The 15,640-nt window shown below is 59.3% G+C and carries 13 protein-coding genes and 1 pseudogene; 10 read left to right on the top strand and 4 right to left on the bottom strand.

Translation table 11 applies throughout. The annotated features are described in order from the left end of the window. Window positions 1-99: 99 nt before the first annotated feature. A complete protein-coding gene (locus M3I54_RS04435; RefSeq protein WP_375542089.1) occupies window positions 100-855 on the top strand; it encodes a helix-turn-helix domain-containing protein in 756 nt (251 codons plus the stop codon). Between the two features lie 80 nt (window positions 856-935). On the opposite strand, the gene M3I54_RS04430 is transcribed toward M3I54_RS04435, so the two are convergent. Next, the gene (locus M3I54_RS04430; RefSeq protein WP_254333360.1) at window positions 936-2,585 is read right to left on the bottom strand and encodes an alkaline phosphatase family protein; all 1,650 of its coding nucleotides are present in this window, start codon (window positions 2,583-2,585) and stop codon (window positions 936-938) included. Between the two features lie 252 nt (window positions 2,586-2,837). Here M3I54_RS04430 and M3I54_RS04425 point away from each other — a divergent pair, with 252 nt between their 5' ends. Continuing rightward, window positions 2,838-3,833: a Gfo/Idh/MocA family protein gene (locus M3I54_RS04425; protein ID WP_254333359.1), complete on the top strand. Its 996-nt coding sequence runs from the start codon at window positions 2,838-2,840 to the stop codon at window positions 3,831-3,833. A 22-nt stretch (window positions 3,834-3,855) separates the two neighbouring features. Here the strand turns inward: M3I54_RS04425 and M3I54_RS04420 are convergent, their stop codons facing one another. Next, window positions 3,856-4,791 carry a LysR family transcriptional regulator gene (locus M3I54_RS04420; protein WP_254333358.1) on the bottom strand — a complete coding sequence of 312 codons (936 nt, stop codon included), beginning with the start codon at window positions 4,789-4,791 and terminating at the stop codon, window positions 3,856-3,858. Window positions 4,792-4,929: 138 nt separating this feature from the next. On the opposite strand from M3I54_RS04420, the gene M3I54_RS04415 reads away from it, so the two are divergent. The 3 genes from M3I54_RS04415 to M3I54_RS04405 all read left to right on the top strand — a co-directional run bounded on the left by M3I54_RS04415 (window position 4,930) and on the right by M3I54_RS04405 (window position 6,904). After that, window positions 4,930-5,766, top strand: a complete 837-nt coding sequence (locus M3I54_RS04415) for an MFS transporter (protein ID WP_254333357.1) — start codon at window positions 4,930-4,932, stop codon at window positions 5,764-5,766. A gap of 145 nt (window positions 5,767-5,911) precedes the next feature. Continuing rightward, window positions 5,912-6,361: a hypothetical protein gene (locus M3I54_RS04410; RefSeq protein ID WP_254333356.1), complete on the top strand. Its 450-nt coding sequence runs from the start codon at window positions 5,912-5,914 to the stop codon at window positions 6,359-6,361. 114 nt (window positions 6,362-6,475) lie between these two features. Further along, entirely contained in the window at window positions 6,476-6,904 is a 429-nt protein-coding gene (locus M3I54_RS04405; protein WP_254333355.1) for a nuclear transport factor 2 family protein, read from the top strand. 79 nt (window positions 6,905-6,983) lie between these two features. Here the strand turns inward: M3I54_RS04405 and M3I54_RS04400 are convergent. After that, window positions 6,984-7,601, bottom strand: a pseudogene (locus M3I54_RS04400) (MFS transporter); the annotation flags it as partial. 272 nt (window positions 7,602-7,873) lie between these two features. Here M3I54_RS04400 and M3I54_RS04395 point away from each other — a divergent pair. The 5 genes from M3I54_RS04395 to M3I54_RS04375 all read left to right on the top strand — a co-directional run bounded on the left by M3I54_RS04395 (window position 7,874) and on the right by M3I54_RS04375 (window position 14,488). Then, on the top strand, window positions 7,874-10,246 hold the full coding sequence (locus tag M3I54_RS04395; protein WP_254333354.1) for a type VI secretion system Vgr family protein: 2,373 nt from the start codon (window positions 7,874-7,876) through the stop codon (window positions 10,244-10,246). A gap of 4 nt (window positions 10,247-10,250) precedes the next feature. Next, entirely contained in the window at window positions 10,251-12,740 is a 2,490-nt protein-coding gene (locus tag M3I54_RS04390; protein WP_254333352.1) for a hypothetical protein, read from the top strand. Further along, complete coding sequence (locus tag M3I54_RS04385) at window positions 12,737-13,465, top strand: hypothetical protein (RefSeq protein ID WP_254333350.1); 729 nt, start codon at window positions 12,737-12,739, stop codon at window positions 13,463-13,465. The genes M3I54_RS04390 and M3I54_RS04385 overlap by 4 nt, the downstream gene beginning before the upstream one ends. 172 nt (window positions 13,466-13,637) lie before the next feature. Continuing rightward, window positions 13,638-14,054: a hypothetical protein gene (locus tag M3I54_RS04380; protein ID WP_254333348.1), complete on the top strand. Its 417-nt coding sequence runs from the start codon at window positions 13,638-13,640 to the stop codon at window positions 14,052-14,054. Beyond that, window positions 14,051-14,488: a hypothetical protein gene (locus M3I54_RS04375; protein ID WP_254333346.1), complete on the top strand. Its 438-nt coding sequence runs from the start codon at window positions 14,051-14,053 to the stop codon at window positions 14,486-14,488. The genes M3I54_RS04380 and M3I54_RS04375 overlap by 4 nt, the downstream gene beginning before the upstream one ends. 946 nt (window positions 14,489-15,434) lie before the next feature. Here the strand turns inward: M3I54_RS04375 and M3I54_RS04370 are convergent. Beyond that, window positions 15,435-15,640 (bottom strand): transposase (locus tag M3I54_RS04370; RefSeq protein WP_254333344.1); only part of this gene is annotated, 206 nt, incomplete at its 5' end.

Here is a 15,640-nt window from a genome sequence, read left to right as displayed (position 1 = left end):
CACGGTTCTGGTACGCGGCATTTTGCCACCACATTGCCGCACGCGCATGGTGTGACAATGCGTCGAAATCTTAAAAAATGTTAACGAAGGAGTCGTTCGATGCTCTCACCCGTCGCAGGATCGGCTATCGTCGTGCGCCAAAGCAGCCGTGCTCCTCTCGCCGGAACGCCGCCCAGCGCACGCTGCTCGGGGTGCTCCATGCGCCATCTTTGCATGCCGCAAGGCCTGCCGGCCGAAGACCTGCCGAAGCTCGAGGCGCTGATCTGCGGGGCGCGCAAGGTGCGCCGCGGCGAGACGCTCTATCGCTCGGGCGACCGCTTCGACAGCCTGTACGCCGTGCGCTCCGGCTCGCTCAAGACGCTGATTGTCAACCGCGACGGCCGCGAGCAGATCACGGGGCTGCGTCTCGCGGGCGACGCGCTGGGACTCGACGGCATCGCCACCGACGTGCACGCGTTCAGCGCGGTCGCGCTCGAAGACAGTTCGATTTGCACGCTTCCCTACGCCGCGCTCAAGACCTTGTGCCGCGAAAGCGGCACGATGCAGGACCGGCTGCATCGGCTCATGGGCGACCAGTTCAATCAGGAAGCCTCGCAGATGATGGTGCTGGGCTCGCTCACCGCCGAAGAACGCGTGGCCGCCTTCCTGCTCGACGTGTCGTCGCGCAACTGGCAGCGCGGTTATTCGCAGGCGGAGTTCCGTCTGCGCATGTCGCGCGAGGACATGGGCAGCTACCTGGGCATCACGCTCGAAACCGTGAGCCGGATTTTGTCGCGCTTCCAGAAGCGCGGCCTGATCGACGCGCAGGGCAAGCTGATTCGCATCTGCGATATCGAGGGACTGCAGACGGTTTGAGCGGGCCGCTGACGCGGCGGCCATCGAACCTCCGATGACTGCCGCAGCCAGCCGCTCCTTGCGCTGCTTCCTGCCTCTCCTTACTTCTCGTCGAGACCCAGCCCCGGCAGGCGACGCGTGCCTTCGAGCTGAACCGCATGCAGCAGATGCGGATCCAGGTCGAGCGCGCTCAGGATCGTCGGTGCGACCTGGGTCGTGAAGACGTAGTGGTCGTCCGTACGACCGGCGTGATGAATGCCGGGGAACGACACCACGAGACCCAGATGGCTGTCGTCCGGCGCGTTGCCGCCGTGTTCTTCATCCTTCGCCGTGCTCGACGTATAGATCACGCCCGGGTTCGGCTGCACGATGATGTCCGGCGTGCGGCCGTTCGACGGATTGCCGAACCAGTCGGCGAGGCGGTCGCCGGTGAGGATGTACGCTTGCGGGCCATCCGCGCAAATGCCCGGTGCGTTACAGCTCAGGTTCGCCTGCAGCGTCTTCACCACGGCGTCCTTCTGGCTCTGATCGCGCAGCCAGATCAGGCCAACGTCGTCGGTCTGCACCATGCCGGTGCCCGGAAGGCCCGAGCCGTCGTTCAGGTTGCCCGTCTTCGTGTTGTTCTGGCCGAAGTTGCCGTTCGAGTCCAGATAGTTGTTGGCCTCGAGCAGCTTCGTGAGCGTGTCGCCGTTCTTCACCAGCTTCGAGTGATCGGTCGGCGACTGGCCGTGCTTGGCCGTCACGATGATGAGCGTCGACGAGTAGAGATTGCGCTGCTTCAGTTCCTGCACCACGCGCCCGAGCGAGTTGTCCAGGTACGTGATTGCGGCCGCAACCTGCGGGCCCGGCGTGAAGTCGGCGTCGAGATATCCGCCCTGGTTTGCCACCGGTGATTTCTGCGCGACGCTAAGCGTCTGGAAGTTCGTGCCGAACATCGTGGGCACCGGCGCGCTCATCTTGCCCGTCGAGTCGAGGCCGTCGATCTCGTTGATCAGCGCCTGCACGTGGATGTTGTCGAAGACTTCGGTATGCGTGTAGGTGTCCAGATAATACATGCCGGTCTTGGGGTCGATCGAATTGATCTCGGTGCGCGCCAGATCGTCCACGCCCTTGCCCGACGGCCCGTTGACCCAGTCATAGCCCCACGCATGCTTGTCCGCCCACGCGGTGCGCGCGCCGTGGATGTTTTGCTTGATGACTTCGAAGACCGTGTTCGTCTTGATGTAATTGTGCGGGTACACGGGCGTGCAAACGCCATTGACCTTCGCGTAGGGAATGGCTTGCGGATTGAACGCGCCGCCGCCGTCGAGGTGGATCAGCGCGCCGCCGTTCTCCCCATCGATGCCGGTCGTTTCGTCGAACACGACATTCCAGCCTTGCGGGCCCTTGCAGTGAGAATCGAGCGGTGCGTAAAGCGTACGGTCATATGACACGTCATAGAAGAGGCCCGCGCTCTTCGGCGAGCCGCCCGTCAGCAGCGCCGTGAGGCCCGGGAACGAGTCGGACAGATGCGGCGTGTGTGCGTTCGTGTAGGTCACGCCCGACTTCGCGAGCAGCGCGAGGTTGGGGCAGGCATTGCTGCCGATGCAACGGGCTACATCCTGTTCATGCAGGCCGTCGAAACTGATGAGCAGGACGTGCTTCACGTCCTTCATGTCGCCTGCGTAAGCCGTTGAGTGCACACCCGCAAGTGCCATGGCACCCGCGCCAACGACTGCGCCTAATCGCGACCACCGGGTCGTATTCTCCATCTTCCACCTCGTTTTTTGTATTGCATTGTGGGGAACTGCGAGGGACCTGCGCACAGCCCGAGCAATGTGGGGGTGGAACGCGAATCTCTCGTGACGCCACGCTTTCATCTTGCCGTCAGTTGTTATCAGTTGTTGCATGACGCGCTCGCGAGCGCGTGAGGCGAGGGTTTTCGCGGGTGTAAACTCCTGCATTCGAGTGTTTGCCGTTCGCTGCGTTCCGGGCATCACATAATCGAATCCAAAGGGAAACTCATGGCAAAGGATGAAATCGTCTGGGGCATTCTGGGTACGTCGAAGATCAACGACAAAGTCGTCGTGGCCATGCATCACGCACCGAAGTGCCGCGTAAAAGCGATTGCTTCGCGTTCAGCCCAGAAGGCCCAGGCTGCCGCCGCGAAATATGGTCTCGCGCACGCGTACGACAGTTACGAGGCGCTGCTGGCAGACCCGGAAATCGATGCGGTCTATATACCGTTGCCCAATCACCTTCACGTGGAGTGGACGATCAAGTCCGTCGAGGCGGGCAAGCATGTGCTATGCGAAAAGCCGATCGGGCTCGATGCGCAACAAGCGCAACGATTGATCGCCGCGCGCGACAAGAGCGGGCGTTACATCCAGGAAGCCTTCATGGTTCGCACGCATCCGCAGTGGCTAAAGGTGCAGGCGTTGATCGAAGAGGGCGCCATAGGCGAATTGCGGGCGGTGACCGGCGGCTTTACTTACTACAACACCAATGCGCACGACATTCGCAATCATGGCGAAATGGGCGGCGGCGGCTTGCTGGATATCGGCTGTTATCCCATCACGACGTCACGCCTCATTCTCGGGCGTGAGCCGACACGCGTGGTCGCGCTGATGGAGCGCGACCCGTCGTTTGAAGTGGACCGCCTTGGCTCCGTGCTGATGGATTTCGACGGCGTGCAAGCGAGCTTCTTTTACTCCACCCAAACTCATCCTTACCAGCGCATGCAGTTTCACGGCACGACGGGGCGAGTCGAGGTCGAGATTCCATTCAACGCACCGAATGACCAGCCTACGCGGCTGCTGTTGAGCCAGCAGGGAGAAGCGGATCGCTGGCTGGAGCTTCCGGTATGCGATCAATATGGCGTGGCAGCGGTAGTTTTTGCCGAGGCGATATTGAACGGAACGCCCCAGGCGATTGCGCTGGAAGACGCCTACGCGAACATGCGGGTGATCGGCGCCGTGTTCCGCTCGGCCCGATCGGGCGCCTGGGAGAGCATCGCTTGACGTTGAAGTGCCGCGGGTGGGTTCAACGGCCCCTGGTCTGATCCACGCCCACCTTGCGGCTCTTCACATGGTCGATGAACGCGCGCAGCTTGGGCATGATCTGCCGGCGGCTGGGATAGCAGAGAAACACGCCCGGCAGCATCGGCGCGTAGGCGTCGAGCACGCGCACGAGTTTGCCCGCTTTCACCGCGTCGGAGACCATCGGCTCGGGTAGCTGGGCGAGGCCTATGCCTTCCAGCGCCGCGCCCATCATGGTCGGGAAATCGCTGGCGATCAACGGCCCGGATACGGCGATCTCCATGGCGTGCCCGTTATCGTCGAACGACCATGAAGCCAGCGCGCCGCTGGAGCGCCGCCAGCGCAGGCATGCGTGCTGGCGCAGATCGTCCGTGTGGCGGGGCCGTTTGTTGCCGGAAAAATAGGCAGGACTACCGACGACAACGAGACGAAACGGCGGTGTCAGCGGCACCGCCACCATGTCGGCGGCTACGAGCTGACCGAGCCGGATGCCGGCGTCGAAGCCTTCCGCCGCGAGATCGACCACCTCCTTGCTCACGGCGATTTCCACCTCCACTTCGGGATAAGCCTGGCAGAACGAAGCGAGCAGCGGCTCCAGCAGCAGCGGGACGACCGCGCGCGGCACGGAGAGCCGCAACAAACCCGTAGGGCGCTGGCCGAGTTCGCGCGCGACTTCGCTCGCGGCGACCAGTTCCTCGAAGGCGGGCTTTGCGCGCGAAAGAAACCGTTCGCCGGCTTCGGTCAGGCCGACGCTGCGCGTGGTGCGCACGAAAAGCGCGGCGCCAATGCGTTCTTCGAGCACACGCACCGCCTGGCTGATAGCCGAGGGCGTGACCCCGAGGTCCGCTGCCGCCTTGCGAAAACTACGGTGCCTGGCAACGCTCAGGAACGCCTCTACGCCATCGAGCGCACCTTGCCTGACTGTGAAGTTCTGCTTCATAGCGCATCAACATTGTGATGAATAGTCGCTCGAGGGAAACGATGGTACACCTAACGTGTCAGCCGATGGCGCGCGCAAACAGCGTCGCGCACAGGCACGATCCACCGCGAAGTTCGGCATTCATCTGGAGAACCGTTGATGAGCACGCCCGCCGTTCCCGTTGGCATCATCCCGCCGCGCCCGGTCTGGCGCAGCCTGCGCTGGATTGCGCCGCTCACGTTCCTTTGGGTTGCCGTGATGTACTGGCTGCCGGCGATTCCGGGTAGCGGTTTTCAAACTACGGCGCACCAACTCGTAGCCCAAATGTTCATGGCGCTCGGGTTGTGGCTTGGCCTCGAACGCACCGACCTGACGCTGAGCCAACGCCGCGCGACCTGGCTTGTGATTCTGATTCCGCATGCGCTTTGGTTTGCAGTCATCTGGGGCGCGGTGATCCATGGCGTCTTTCGACTGAGCGCCTTGCCGCCGCCGTTGCCATGGCTGCCGTTGGCGATTTTCCTTCCCATGATTGTCGGCACGCCGCTATTGCTGCTGTCGAAGCGGGTAGGGCAGGTGCTCGACGCGATGCCGGCGGCCTGGCTCATCGCGCTGCAGTTTTACCGCGTGTTTGGCAGTTGGGCGATTGCTGCGTGGCTGCACCGCGCGATGGCCGGCGTGGACGCGTTGCCGGCGGGCACCGGCGACTTGCTGACCGGCCTGTTCGCCGTGCCGGCGGCCATCGCGGTGGCGAGCGGGACGGCACAGGGGCGCAAGGCTGCAATCGCCTGGAACATTTTCGGGCTCGCCGATTTCGCCATCGCCGTGACCTTGGGGATGATCACGGCGCCCGGCCGATTCCAGTTGATCGCGCCGGATATGCCGAGCCTCAACGCGGGCACCTATCCGTATGTACTGACGCCCGCGTTCGTCGTGCCCAGTTCGATCCTGCTGCATGCGCTTTCGCTGCGGCAATTGTTCCGGCGTCGCGCCGCATGATCTCCCTTCATTTCACCCACCCATCGGAAAGCACCTTGCAGGAGGCAACATGTCACCGGAATCGATCTTTCGCTTGCATCTCGTTCTAGGGTATGTCGCGTGGCTTCTTTGTTTTACCGTGTACGTTTGGCCCCGCCTGAAGTCGATGGACCCATTCGACGCACAACGCGCGATCGCCACACTGCACAGCTTCCGCTTCTTCGGGCTGGTCTTCATGCTACCGGGCGTCGTGAGTCCCGAGTTGCCCGCGAGCTTCGCCGTACCCACAGCCTATGGGGACCTCGCAACGGGTGCGCTGGCCATGCTGGCGCTATTCGCGGCGAGAAGGCGCCCAGTGTTCTGGTTCTTCGTCGTGGCGTTCAATCTCGTGGGCGCGGTGGATCTGGCTCTCGCCTACTACCACGCCATCCAGGCCGGCGTTCCTGTGCACGCGGGAGAACTGGGCGCGACGTACGTGATTCCCGTGATCGTCGTGCCGCTGCTGGCGATTACGCATGGCGCTGCCTTTTATCTGCTGTTGCGTCCGCAGAGCAAGGTGGCCGCACACAGGGAATCCGCCACGAACCGTGAATTGTTTCGAAGGAGTGCCCGCTAACGCTTCGTGCACCTGAAAGGAAGGGCGGCAAATTCACTGGACAGAGGCCGTGCGGCGTTGCTTTAATAAGCAGCCGTTCATTCGCCAACGCAACCTGGTTCAGGAGACAACACAGTGGACAAAGCCGCCGATCCGATCCTGCAGGTCCTGCACGACTACAAGGCCGCGGTATTGGCCAAAGACGTCGATGCATTCGTCGCGCTATACGCCCCGGACATATTGGCGTTCGACATGTGGGGCGCCTGGACGTACGAGGGCATCGCGTCATGGCGCAATATGGTGGAGGGCTGGTTCGGCTCGCTGGGCGCCGAGCGCGTGGTCGTGGATTTCAACGAGGCGCAGACAGCCGTCGCCCAGGACCTTGCCGTGGTCCATGCCTTCGTGACATACAAAGCGGTGACGGCGGACGGCGCGGAATTGCGCTCGATGGACAATCGCGTGACCGCGACGCTCAGGCAAACGGGCGAGGGCTGGAAGATCTTCCACCAGCATTCCTCCTCGCCGATCGACCCCGCTACGACGAAGGTCATTTTCAAACGTTAGTCGCTGCAAAGAAAAATGCCCGACACACGAGCGTGCATTTCAATCTGAGCATAACGGGCGCGAGTGGCCCGTTATGCCCTCACTGCTGCGCTTTGCCAGTCACCTGTTGCCCGCGCAACGAACATCCTTTGGTCTCGATCACGAAGAAGAGTGCAATGGCGCCCACCGCACACGCGGCCATCATGTAGTACGCCGGAACGAGCGGGGCTCCGGTCTTGTCCACGAGCCAGTCGCTCACGATCGGCGCGGTGCCGCCGAACAGCGATGTCGAGACGTTGTAGGCAATCGCCATCCCCGCATAGAGCACTTGCGTCGGGAACATGGCGGGGAACATCGCCGAGATGGTCGCGAGCTGCGGCGCATAGAGCAGGCCGAGCACGGCGAAGCCGATCAGCGCGCCGGCCACGCCGTGGCGCATCAGCAGGAACATCGGCACGGCGGCAATGAACAGCCCGACGAGCGAGAACCACCAGAGCGTCTTGCGGCGCACGTGATCGGAGACCCGGCCCTCGAACGGCAGCAAGGCCATCATCGTGAGCATGCCGATAAGCGGAATGAGCAGCGACATGTTCTCGCTCACACCCAGTTCCTTGTGCATGTGCGTGGGCATATACGCGAGCAGCACGTAGTTCACGACATTGAGCGCGACCACGAGCCCGCCCAGCAGCACGAGCGGCGTGCGATGCTCGCGCAGCAGCGTGCCGGACGACAACCGACCTCTCGTTCCTCGACCCGCAGAGCGGAACGCTGATGTTCACCACACATGCGGTGGAACGCCACTTAGCACGCGTTCTCATCCCAAAAAATCGAAAGACTCCGATTTAAAGACGACTGACAACAATGTTGGAAATTTCACGCGGAGTCGGGGGTGCGATTGACAGGCAGCGGGTACGGCTCCAGATTTTTTGTGCGATAGATGCGGGTACAACTAACTCGCCTCGTGCCTTTCAACTGGACAGGGATACGTGAATGAATGCTGTGACCAAGAGTTTCACCGATGCGCTGCGCCACCCGAGCGCGCGTCTCAGTCAGCGTCTGCGGGTCTGGATCGGGATACACGAGCACGACCTGGACGTGGTCAAGTTCCGGGTGCGCGGGGGTTTCTGCAAGGACTATACGGCGGATGTGACGGTGACATCGTCGCAGCTCGATCTCGACGGCAAGGACTACGTCGGACGGCGCGCGGGGCTGCAGATCGACGAGCGCGTGGCCGTACCCTCGGTCAGTTACGTCGATCCCGTCGATCATGAAGCCGCCACCTTCAACGGCGTGATCACGCGCATCGAGCGTATCGGCGTGAGCCGCGACCAGGCCACCTACCGGATGCGCATCGAGCCGCGCTTTGCCGCTCTCTGCCAGCGGATCGTCAAATCAGCCACGTTCAAGGACGTAACGCTGCAGGAACTGCTCAACGAGGCGCTGGTTGACCGGAAAAATTTCGATGCCTTCGACGTGCAGTTCCAGATCGAAGGGCTGCTGGAGAAGATGGAGCAAGTGGTGATGTATGAGGAATCCTTATGGAACTTCATCACCCGGCACTGCCGCCGCAAGGGCGTTTTCTGGTTCTACAAACAGGGGCGCGGCAAGAATGGCCAACTCGATACGATTGTCTTTGCCAACAATCCGCGTGGCTATATCCGTTCGGTCGATGTCCCGCTCATCCCGGATTCAGGCCTCTCGGCCGGGTGCCACGAGGCGGTGCTGTCGCTCAATGACGCGCGCACCCTCGTGCCTGCCACGATTGAGCTGTATGAGCGTAGCTATCGCACGCCGGAGGATCCGTTACGGGCGACGGTGAACGTCTCCAGCGAAGCCGGCGACCGTTCGGTGTTCGGACAGGTCAGCCGCAGCGCGGAGTTCCACCTGACGCAGCAGCAGGCCGAGGCGCTCACGCAGACGCGGCGCGACGAGCAGATCGCGCGGCAGGTGACGCTGTCCGGCACGACGAACGCTCTGGGCATCGCGCCGGGCGTCGTGATGAAAACGACCAACGTGAAGGTGCCGCGCGCCGAATACGGGTTCGTGATCACGTCGATGGTGATGAAAGGCGGCCGCACGAAACCGGCACATACCCGCTTCGAGGCGATGCCTGCGCATCTGACGTACCGTCCGCGTTTCGACTACGAGCGGGACTGGCGTTTACTAAAGGGTTCCGTCGTAGGCGTTGTCACGACTTTTGATTCGACGCCTTACGGGTGTATGGACGAGCACGGCCGTTACCCCGTTCTCCCGAAGTTCCTGCAGGGAGCGGGTAACACCGACCGGCAACTACTGAAACTGCGTCTGCTGCGTGTGTCGTCATCGGATCAGGGCGGCTTGCACGCGCCGCTGCTGCCGGGGACCGAGGTGCTGCTGGAGGGGGCGCACGCGGACGTGGATCGTCTGCACATCATCGGCGCCCTGCACGACTATGCCCACCGCGATCCGGTTCGGGGCACCGACGCGTTATTCAGCTACGCAATCTGGCGCTCGCCGCTGCTCGGTGCCGAGATCGTTTTCAACGATCTGAAGGGCAAGGAAAGCGCGCGGCTCGCGACTGTGTACAGCCAGTCGGCGGTGAACCTCGGCTATCTGCTCAACAGCAAGAAGCTCTCGCGCGGGACGGGCTACGAGGCGACGACCCAGGCGTGGGCGACGCTGCGCGCAGCGAAGGGACTGTTCTTTTCAGCGGACGCAGCAGCCGGGGCCGACACGCCTCATCTGGACATGCCTGCCGCCGTCGCGCAACTGAGGGCGTCGCTGCAGCGCGTAATGGACCTCGCAGCAGCGACTACGCAGGCCGGAGCCGATCCCGCCGACCGGGCCACGCAGTCGGCGCTGCTCGACGCCCTGAACCAGCTTCGTGATGCAGGGCTGCTCGCGAGCGCCCCCGGCGGCATGGCGTTCGTGACGCAGAAATCGCTCCAGCAATCTGCGAGCGAAAACGTGATCGTGACCGCGGGCAAGGACATGGACGTGAGCATCACGAAGCGCCTGCGCATGGCCGTGGGCGACATGATTTCGCTGTGCGCGCACAAGCTCGGCATCAATCTCACTGCCGCGAAAGGGAAGTTCACGGCCTCGGCGCTCACGGACGGGATGGACCTGTTCGCTCAGAAGCAGCTCAAGGTGGCGAGTGCCAGCGAGGACGTCCAGGTGGCGGGCAAGACCAAGGTCGTGCTGTTCAGCGGCGGCGGTTCGCTGACGCTCGAAAACGGCAATGCGACCTTTACGCTGCCCGGTGAATTCCGTATCAAGGCGTCTTCGTTCACCTTCGAAGGCCCTCGCAATACGGCAATCCAGCTACCGGCCCTGCCGAAAAGCAGCCTGAAGATTTCCGACCAGTATTCATCGTCGCACTGAAACCATGATCATCAGCCCTCCCTTTCTTCCGGCGGCCGGACTGGACCCGGCCAGTGCCAGTGAGCCCGACCCGATGATGGCCGTCGTCGAGCAGTACGAAATCGGTCATCACGGGGTCTATCCGGTTGCCTTCGACCGGCGTTTCCACTGCGGTATTCACCTGATGCCGGACGGCCAGACCGAACCGGTTCGCGCCATCGCCGATGGCGAGGTTGTCGCCTTTCGCGTCTGCCGGATAGCGATATCCGACGGCCAGACCGATTCAAGGACCGGCCAGCCGGTGCTGAACTCAAACGCGGGCTTCGTGGCGCTCAAGCACACGACCGACACCGGCGACGGGCGCACGCTCACGTATTACTCGGTGTACATGCATCTGCTGGATATGGACGAACAGGAGCAGAAAGCGCCGCAGCCGACCGATCCGCCCGTAACGGGCTCGCCCACTGCGTTGCCGAAATGGCTGCTCGACACGTCCGGGGGCAAGGATGGCGTAGTCCAGCCCGGCAACGCCAGTATGAAGGTGTACCGCAAGGACATGCTCGGCTACCCCGGCCAGCATCAGGGCGTGCCGCATCTGCACTTCGAGATCTTCATGACCGAAGACGACTTCAAGGCATGGTTCGAGGCAGACGGTCACAAGGTGCAACTGGGCGAGAAAAGTCTGGTCCAGCCTACGTCAAAGGACTATTGGGGGCACAGCTATTTTGTCATCAGCGGCCCACTGGAGTTGTATCCCCAGCCGGCAGGAGACGATGGCACGTGGTTTCCGCGAGTGCCGGGTGGTTCGGTTGCTGGCGGGAGCAAGCTCTACGTTGAAGCCTGGTTCAGCAAGGGCCGGCGCTATATGCGTTCGTGGATCGACAAGGGCGACGGCAACCTTACCCTGCTCACGCCGGATCCCGTCGCCGACCCTTACGACAACGGCACTGACAGCCACCACAATCCAAAGCGGTACGAGTACGACCTCTACCAGCGTGCGATGGCTCTCTATCCGGCGTGTCCGAGCGACGGGTATGAAATGCTGCGGTTTGGCCGCATCCTGTCGGACAACCCAAAGCTGACCACGGACCAGGCTCGCAAGACCTGGGTCGCCGTGCCGTTCGACAATCAGGGCACGCTGGGCTACGTCAACATCGCCCCGGACGCGGTCATCAAGCTCTCTGACGCCGACTTCCCGTTTTTTACCAACTGGCAGAAGGTGGACGACGACAATACGCCGTTCGACCACAATGGCCTGTGCGGCTACGACGAGCTTTGCCGCCTGACGGGTGTCGAGGATCCGCAGGCCACCTCCGGCATGGTGCAGCCGCTCGAATACGACAAGAACAACGACGACACTGCAAACCAGCAGCTTGCTGGCTACGTGCAGAACGCAGAGGGGATGCGCGGGAAGCTCAGGGGGCTGATGTGCCTCATGCGCAGTGAGTGGGATCCGTCCAACAACGACGACCGGTACGGGGGGCTGAACGAGCCTGAGGGATTCTTTGGCAGGCAGAAGGACACGAACCCCGATGGGTATAGCAAATTCATCGAGTTCCTGGGTAAGTTCCAGTTTCTCGGCACGACGCCGCTCGCCGGGCAGAAGCTGTGGTTCTTCCACCCGCTCGCGTTCGTCCGGCATTTCAGGAAGTGTGGGTGGCTAAGTCGCCAAGAACTTCAGCATCTGCTTCCAAAAAATGTTGTACAAAAAGCCACGCCGTGGAAGTGGCAAACGGTACACCTTAGTTGGGCTGCTTCCATGTTGGCAGCAGACAATCCGAATGCCATTAAGAGGCGCTTGGAACTCAACAATGCGATCCGAAAATACGGGATTCAATCGCCCGTGCGTATGGCGTCCTTCTTTGGAAATGCAACAGAGGAGACGCAATGGTTCCAGAAATACCATGAGGGATCACCATTTTGGTACGCTCCGTGGGATGGGCGAGGAATGCTTCAGCTCACGCACGCCACAAATTATATTAAATATTGGAAATTCAAAGGAGTTGCAGTAAATGCAACGGTAGAAACCACCCTGAAGCAGCATACCCAGATGGCTGATCAAAGCAGAAAATTGCCCAATGGCCATAAGGGGATGTACGATTCGATGCATTACCTTAGTGATACATCCACGCATATTCCGGCCGATCTTATCGAAAAAAGAGAGGCGATGGCTAACCCATTTGAAGCAGCGGATAGCGCCGGCTGCTATTGGGTTTGGTCTGGTGCAGCCTGTTGCGCAGACGAGTACTGGACTAACCAATCCAGTGAATACAGCCCGCTCTCGACGGATCACGGAATGAAATATTTTTACATAAACAAGGCGTTCGGTAAGGTCGCGGCCACAATAAACACCGGCAAGCCAAGTAGTAACTATAATTCAGTGTGGGACATACAGTCTCGCTTTTTGTCATTCGCCAACGCACAAATAATTCTGTTCGACGTCACTAGCTTCCCGCAACCAGACGGGAGTACATCTATTTTCCCCTTTGGTTTCGGGCGCGTGGAGAAATCGTGAAACATTACATAACAATCATTGTCGCGGGTTGGCTCGCTGTTGCATGCTTTTCTGGTAATGCATTGGCTGATGATGGCGTCGAGACGTTGGGAGCGGGCACCAGCACAGTCACGGCAGATGGACCAACATCGGTGCAAGTAAGAATGGGCGACTGTCAGTTTTTGATTACTCTGAAAAAGGGCGAGCATATTAAATACAATGATCCAGATCTCATACTTTATCGTGCCGATGCTCCCCTGCCTGATCGGGAACTTCCATTCCTTCAGCAGGCGCAGACGTATTCTGGGTATGACTGGTGGTTTGAGAAGCGCGGAGCTACACACGTTCCGTGGATTGGCCTTATGTGCGAAAACACCTCAGACTTTAAGTGGTCGCCCGAGAATGCGCAAACCGATATCTCTCCAGAACTGCAGGATATCATGGATGCTAACTCGTTGAGGTGCCCAGCAGATTTCGACGGAAAAAAATGGACCCCAATTCGAAAAAGTGGGGGGGCAAACTTTAAAAATATCGATGTGCCCGGTGCACATGGGTTTGTTGTCGATGCCAAATCAAAAAATGGAATTCAAGGATCGAGATTTTGTTTCGTTCATGGCAAGAACGTTTTGATTGGTGTATCCGGAGTTGGTGCGAATATTCTAGCTGAGGGAAATTCGAAGAATGGTTTTCTTCTCACTCTCTTGCGAGGTATTGGATTTAAATCTGACGCTATGCCAGCGCAGTGACAAGAGTCGCAATCAATTATTTAGCTAATATATGCAGTCTCCTATCCGTAAAGGCGACAAACTCGAAAATGATGGCGAAGTCACCGGCGGCTCGACGAGCACGGTCCGACTGTGAATTCCAGTCTGGAGCCGTTCCCGAAAATTTCAAGCGCTCGGGTGGGATCCTGATGTCTTGATCGCCAAAGACAATAGCGGTGGACATAATTATGATAATTGCGTTGATAGTGCATGTTTTTATGTCGTGAAGCGCAACGGAATGCTATCGCATCTGGATGCAGGCGTTACGCAGGACGACGCGATCAGAGCTAGTAAGGATGTCAACGGTTATGTCGTCATTGAAAATCTTAATGGGTTGGAGGTTCGCCTTCAGTCGGTCGTCTACTTGAGGAATATTCTTACGGATGAGATTTCCATCAATGACACGGTAGCCATAACTTTTGATTGGCGGAGGAATTCTCAAAAAGAACCTGTTCTAGACGTACAAGGGGCTCCAGTGATGGAGGGCCATACGCCACACCAACATCCAAAAAAGAAATTTTATAAGACTACCCATACCATTAATGCATCCATCGAGCGACAAGTTCCATGAAGAAAAATCATTTAATAGAATTATGTGTTTTTATTTTTGCATTGCTGCCGGTGGTCGCACACTGCGAAATTTCAGAGGAAGTCTATTGCTTTGACTCAAACGGAACAGGGTCGAAGAATTTCGGCCTTCACGTGTTATACGATGACGCAGAAAATTGGTCCATTGCATTTGTAAAGTATCGTGGCGTCAAGTCGGTAATAACGTTGGTGTCGAAGAGTGAAGAGTCGGAAGGGATAAGTTCAGGGCGCCCGGACCAAGTGATAACGGCATGGTATGAAGTGTACGGAGGGAAGATTGCCGGCGAGTATGAAATGATGAGTCAAGGTGCAAATATCTATTCCATGACTTATGAAAATTACGGGACTCGTAAGAAAACGGCATTTCTATTTAATCCGGAGGCGATAGGGAAAAACGGGCGGGAGTGTGTGTGGTGACCGGCGGCTCCGAATGGTTGGTATTCATGGGTCGCCACTCTCCCGCAATGGCGACGAGGCCAGTACGGGACATAGAGTCTCGTGTTTTGTCATTCGCCAACACACAAATGATTCTGTTCGACGATATGAGCTTCCCGCAGCCATACGGGAGCACATCTATTTTCCCCGTCGGCTTCGGGCGCGTGGAGGAATCGTGAAGCGTTACATAACAGTCTTTGTCGTTGGTTGGCTCGCTGTTGGATGCTTTTTTGGTGATGCATTGGCCGATGATGGCGTGAAGATGTTGGGAGTTGGCTCCAGTGTACTCACGGCAGATGGACCAACAACGGTGCAAGTAAGAATGGGCGACTGTCAGTTTTAGATTACTCTGAAAAAGAGCGAGCATATTAAATACAACGATCCAGATCTCATGCTTTATCGCGCAGATGCTCCCTTGTCTGATCGGGAATTTCCATTTCTTCAGCAGGCGCAGGCGTATTCTGGGTATGACTGGTGGTTTGAGAAATGCGGGGCGGCACATGTGCCATCGACCTTGATGGCGACGGCCAGCGCGATCTCGTGATCGACACATACTCGGGTGGTACGGGACTGTTTAGCTATGTCAATGCAATACGTCGTAAGGGGGAGGTTTGAAGGCGATTTCGTTTCAGCGGACGGCGATTACGGTCTCGGCGGCGACGGGAATGATGGTACCGGGCAATCCTGGCTTTATTCGATAAATGGTCGTGGCGCGAATCAGTCAGGCGACTGGATTCGCCTGCGCGGTCGCGTTTACGCAGCCTACCGGGACAGCCATTATGGCGAGGACGATGTGTATCTCATCAGGCCGTAGGGATGCAGAATGGCGACGTATGGGGAGTTGAAGGCGCAGATTGCGCGTTGAACGACCAGGCAGAGGCAGCGGAACCTGTCCGCGTTTTTGTGGGCGAGGCGGTTTAAAAGAACGTTACCCTCGCGCCGTCGTGAATCGGTCGCCAAACAGGATGGCAAACTGGTTCATCGCGGATTTCCAGTCAAAGGTGGCCCGTACCGACTTGGCCAGCACGTTGCGTAGCGCTAGCCAGAGTAGTTTGATTGCAGCCTCGTCATTGGGGAAGTGGCCCCGCGTCTTGATGATCTTGCGAAGCTGCATGTTCAGACTTTCGATGGCGT

The sequence above is a fragment of the Paraburkholderia sp. CNPSo 3274 genome (genome assembly GCF_024206475.1).
Taxonomy (GTDB): domain Bacteria; phylum Pseudomonadota; class Gammaproteobacteria; order Burkholderiales; family Burkholderiaceae; genus Paraburkholderia.
This window is presented reverse-complemented; position numbering and strand designations above follow the sequence as displayed.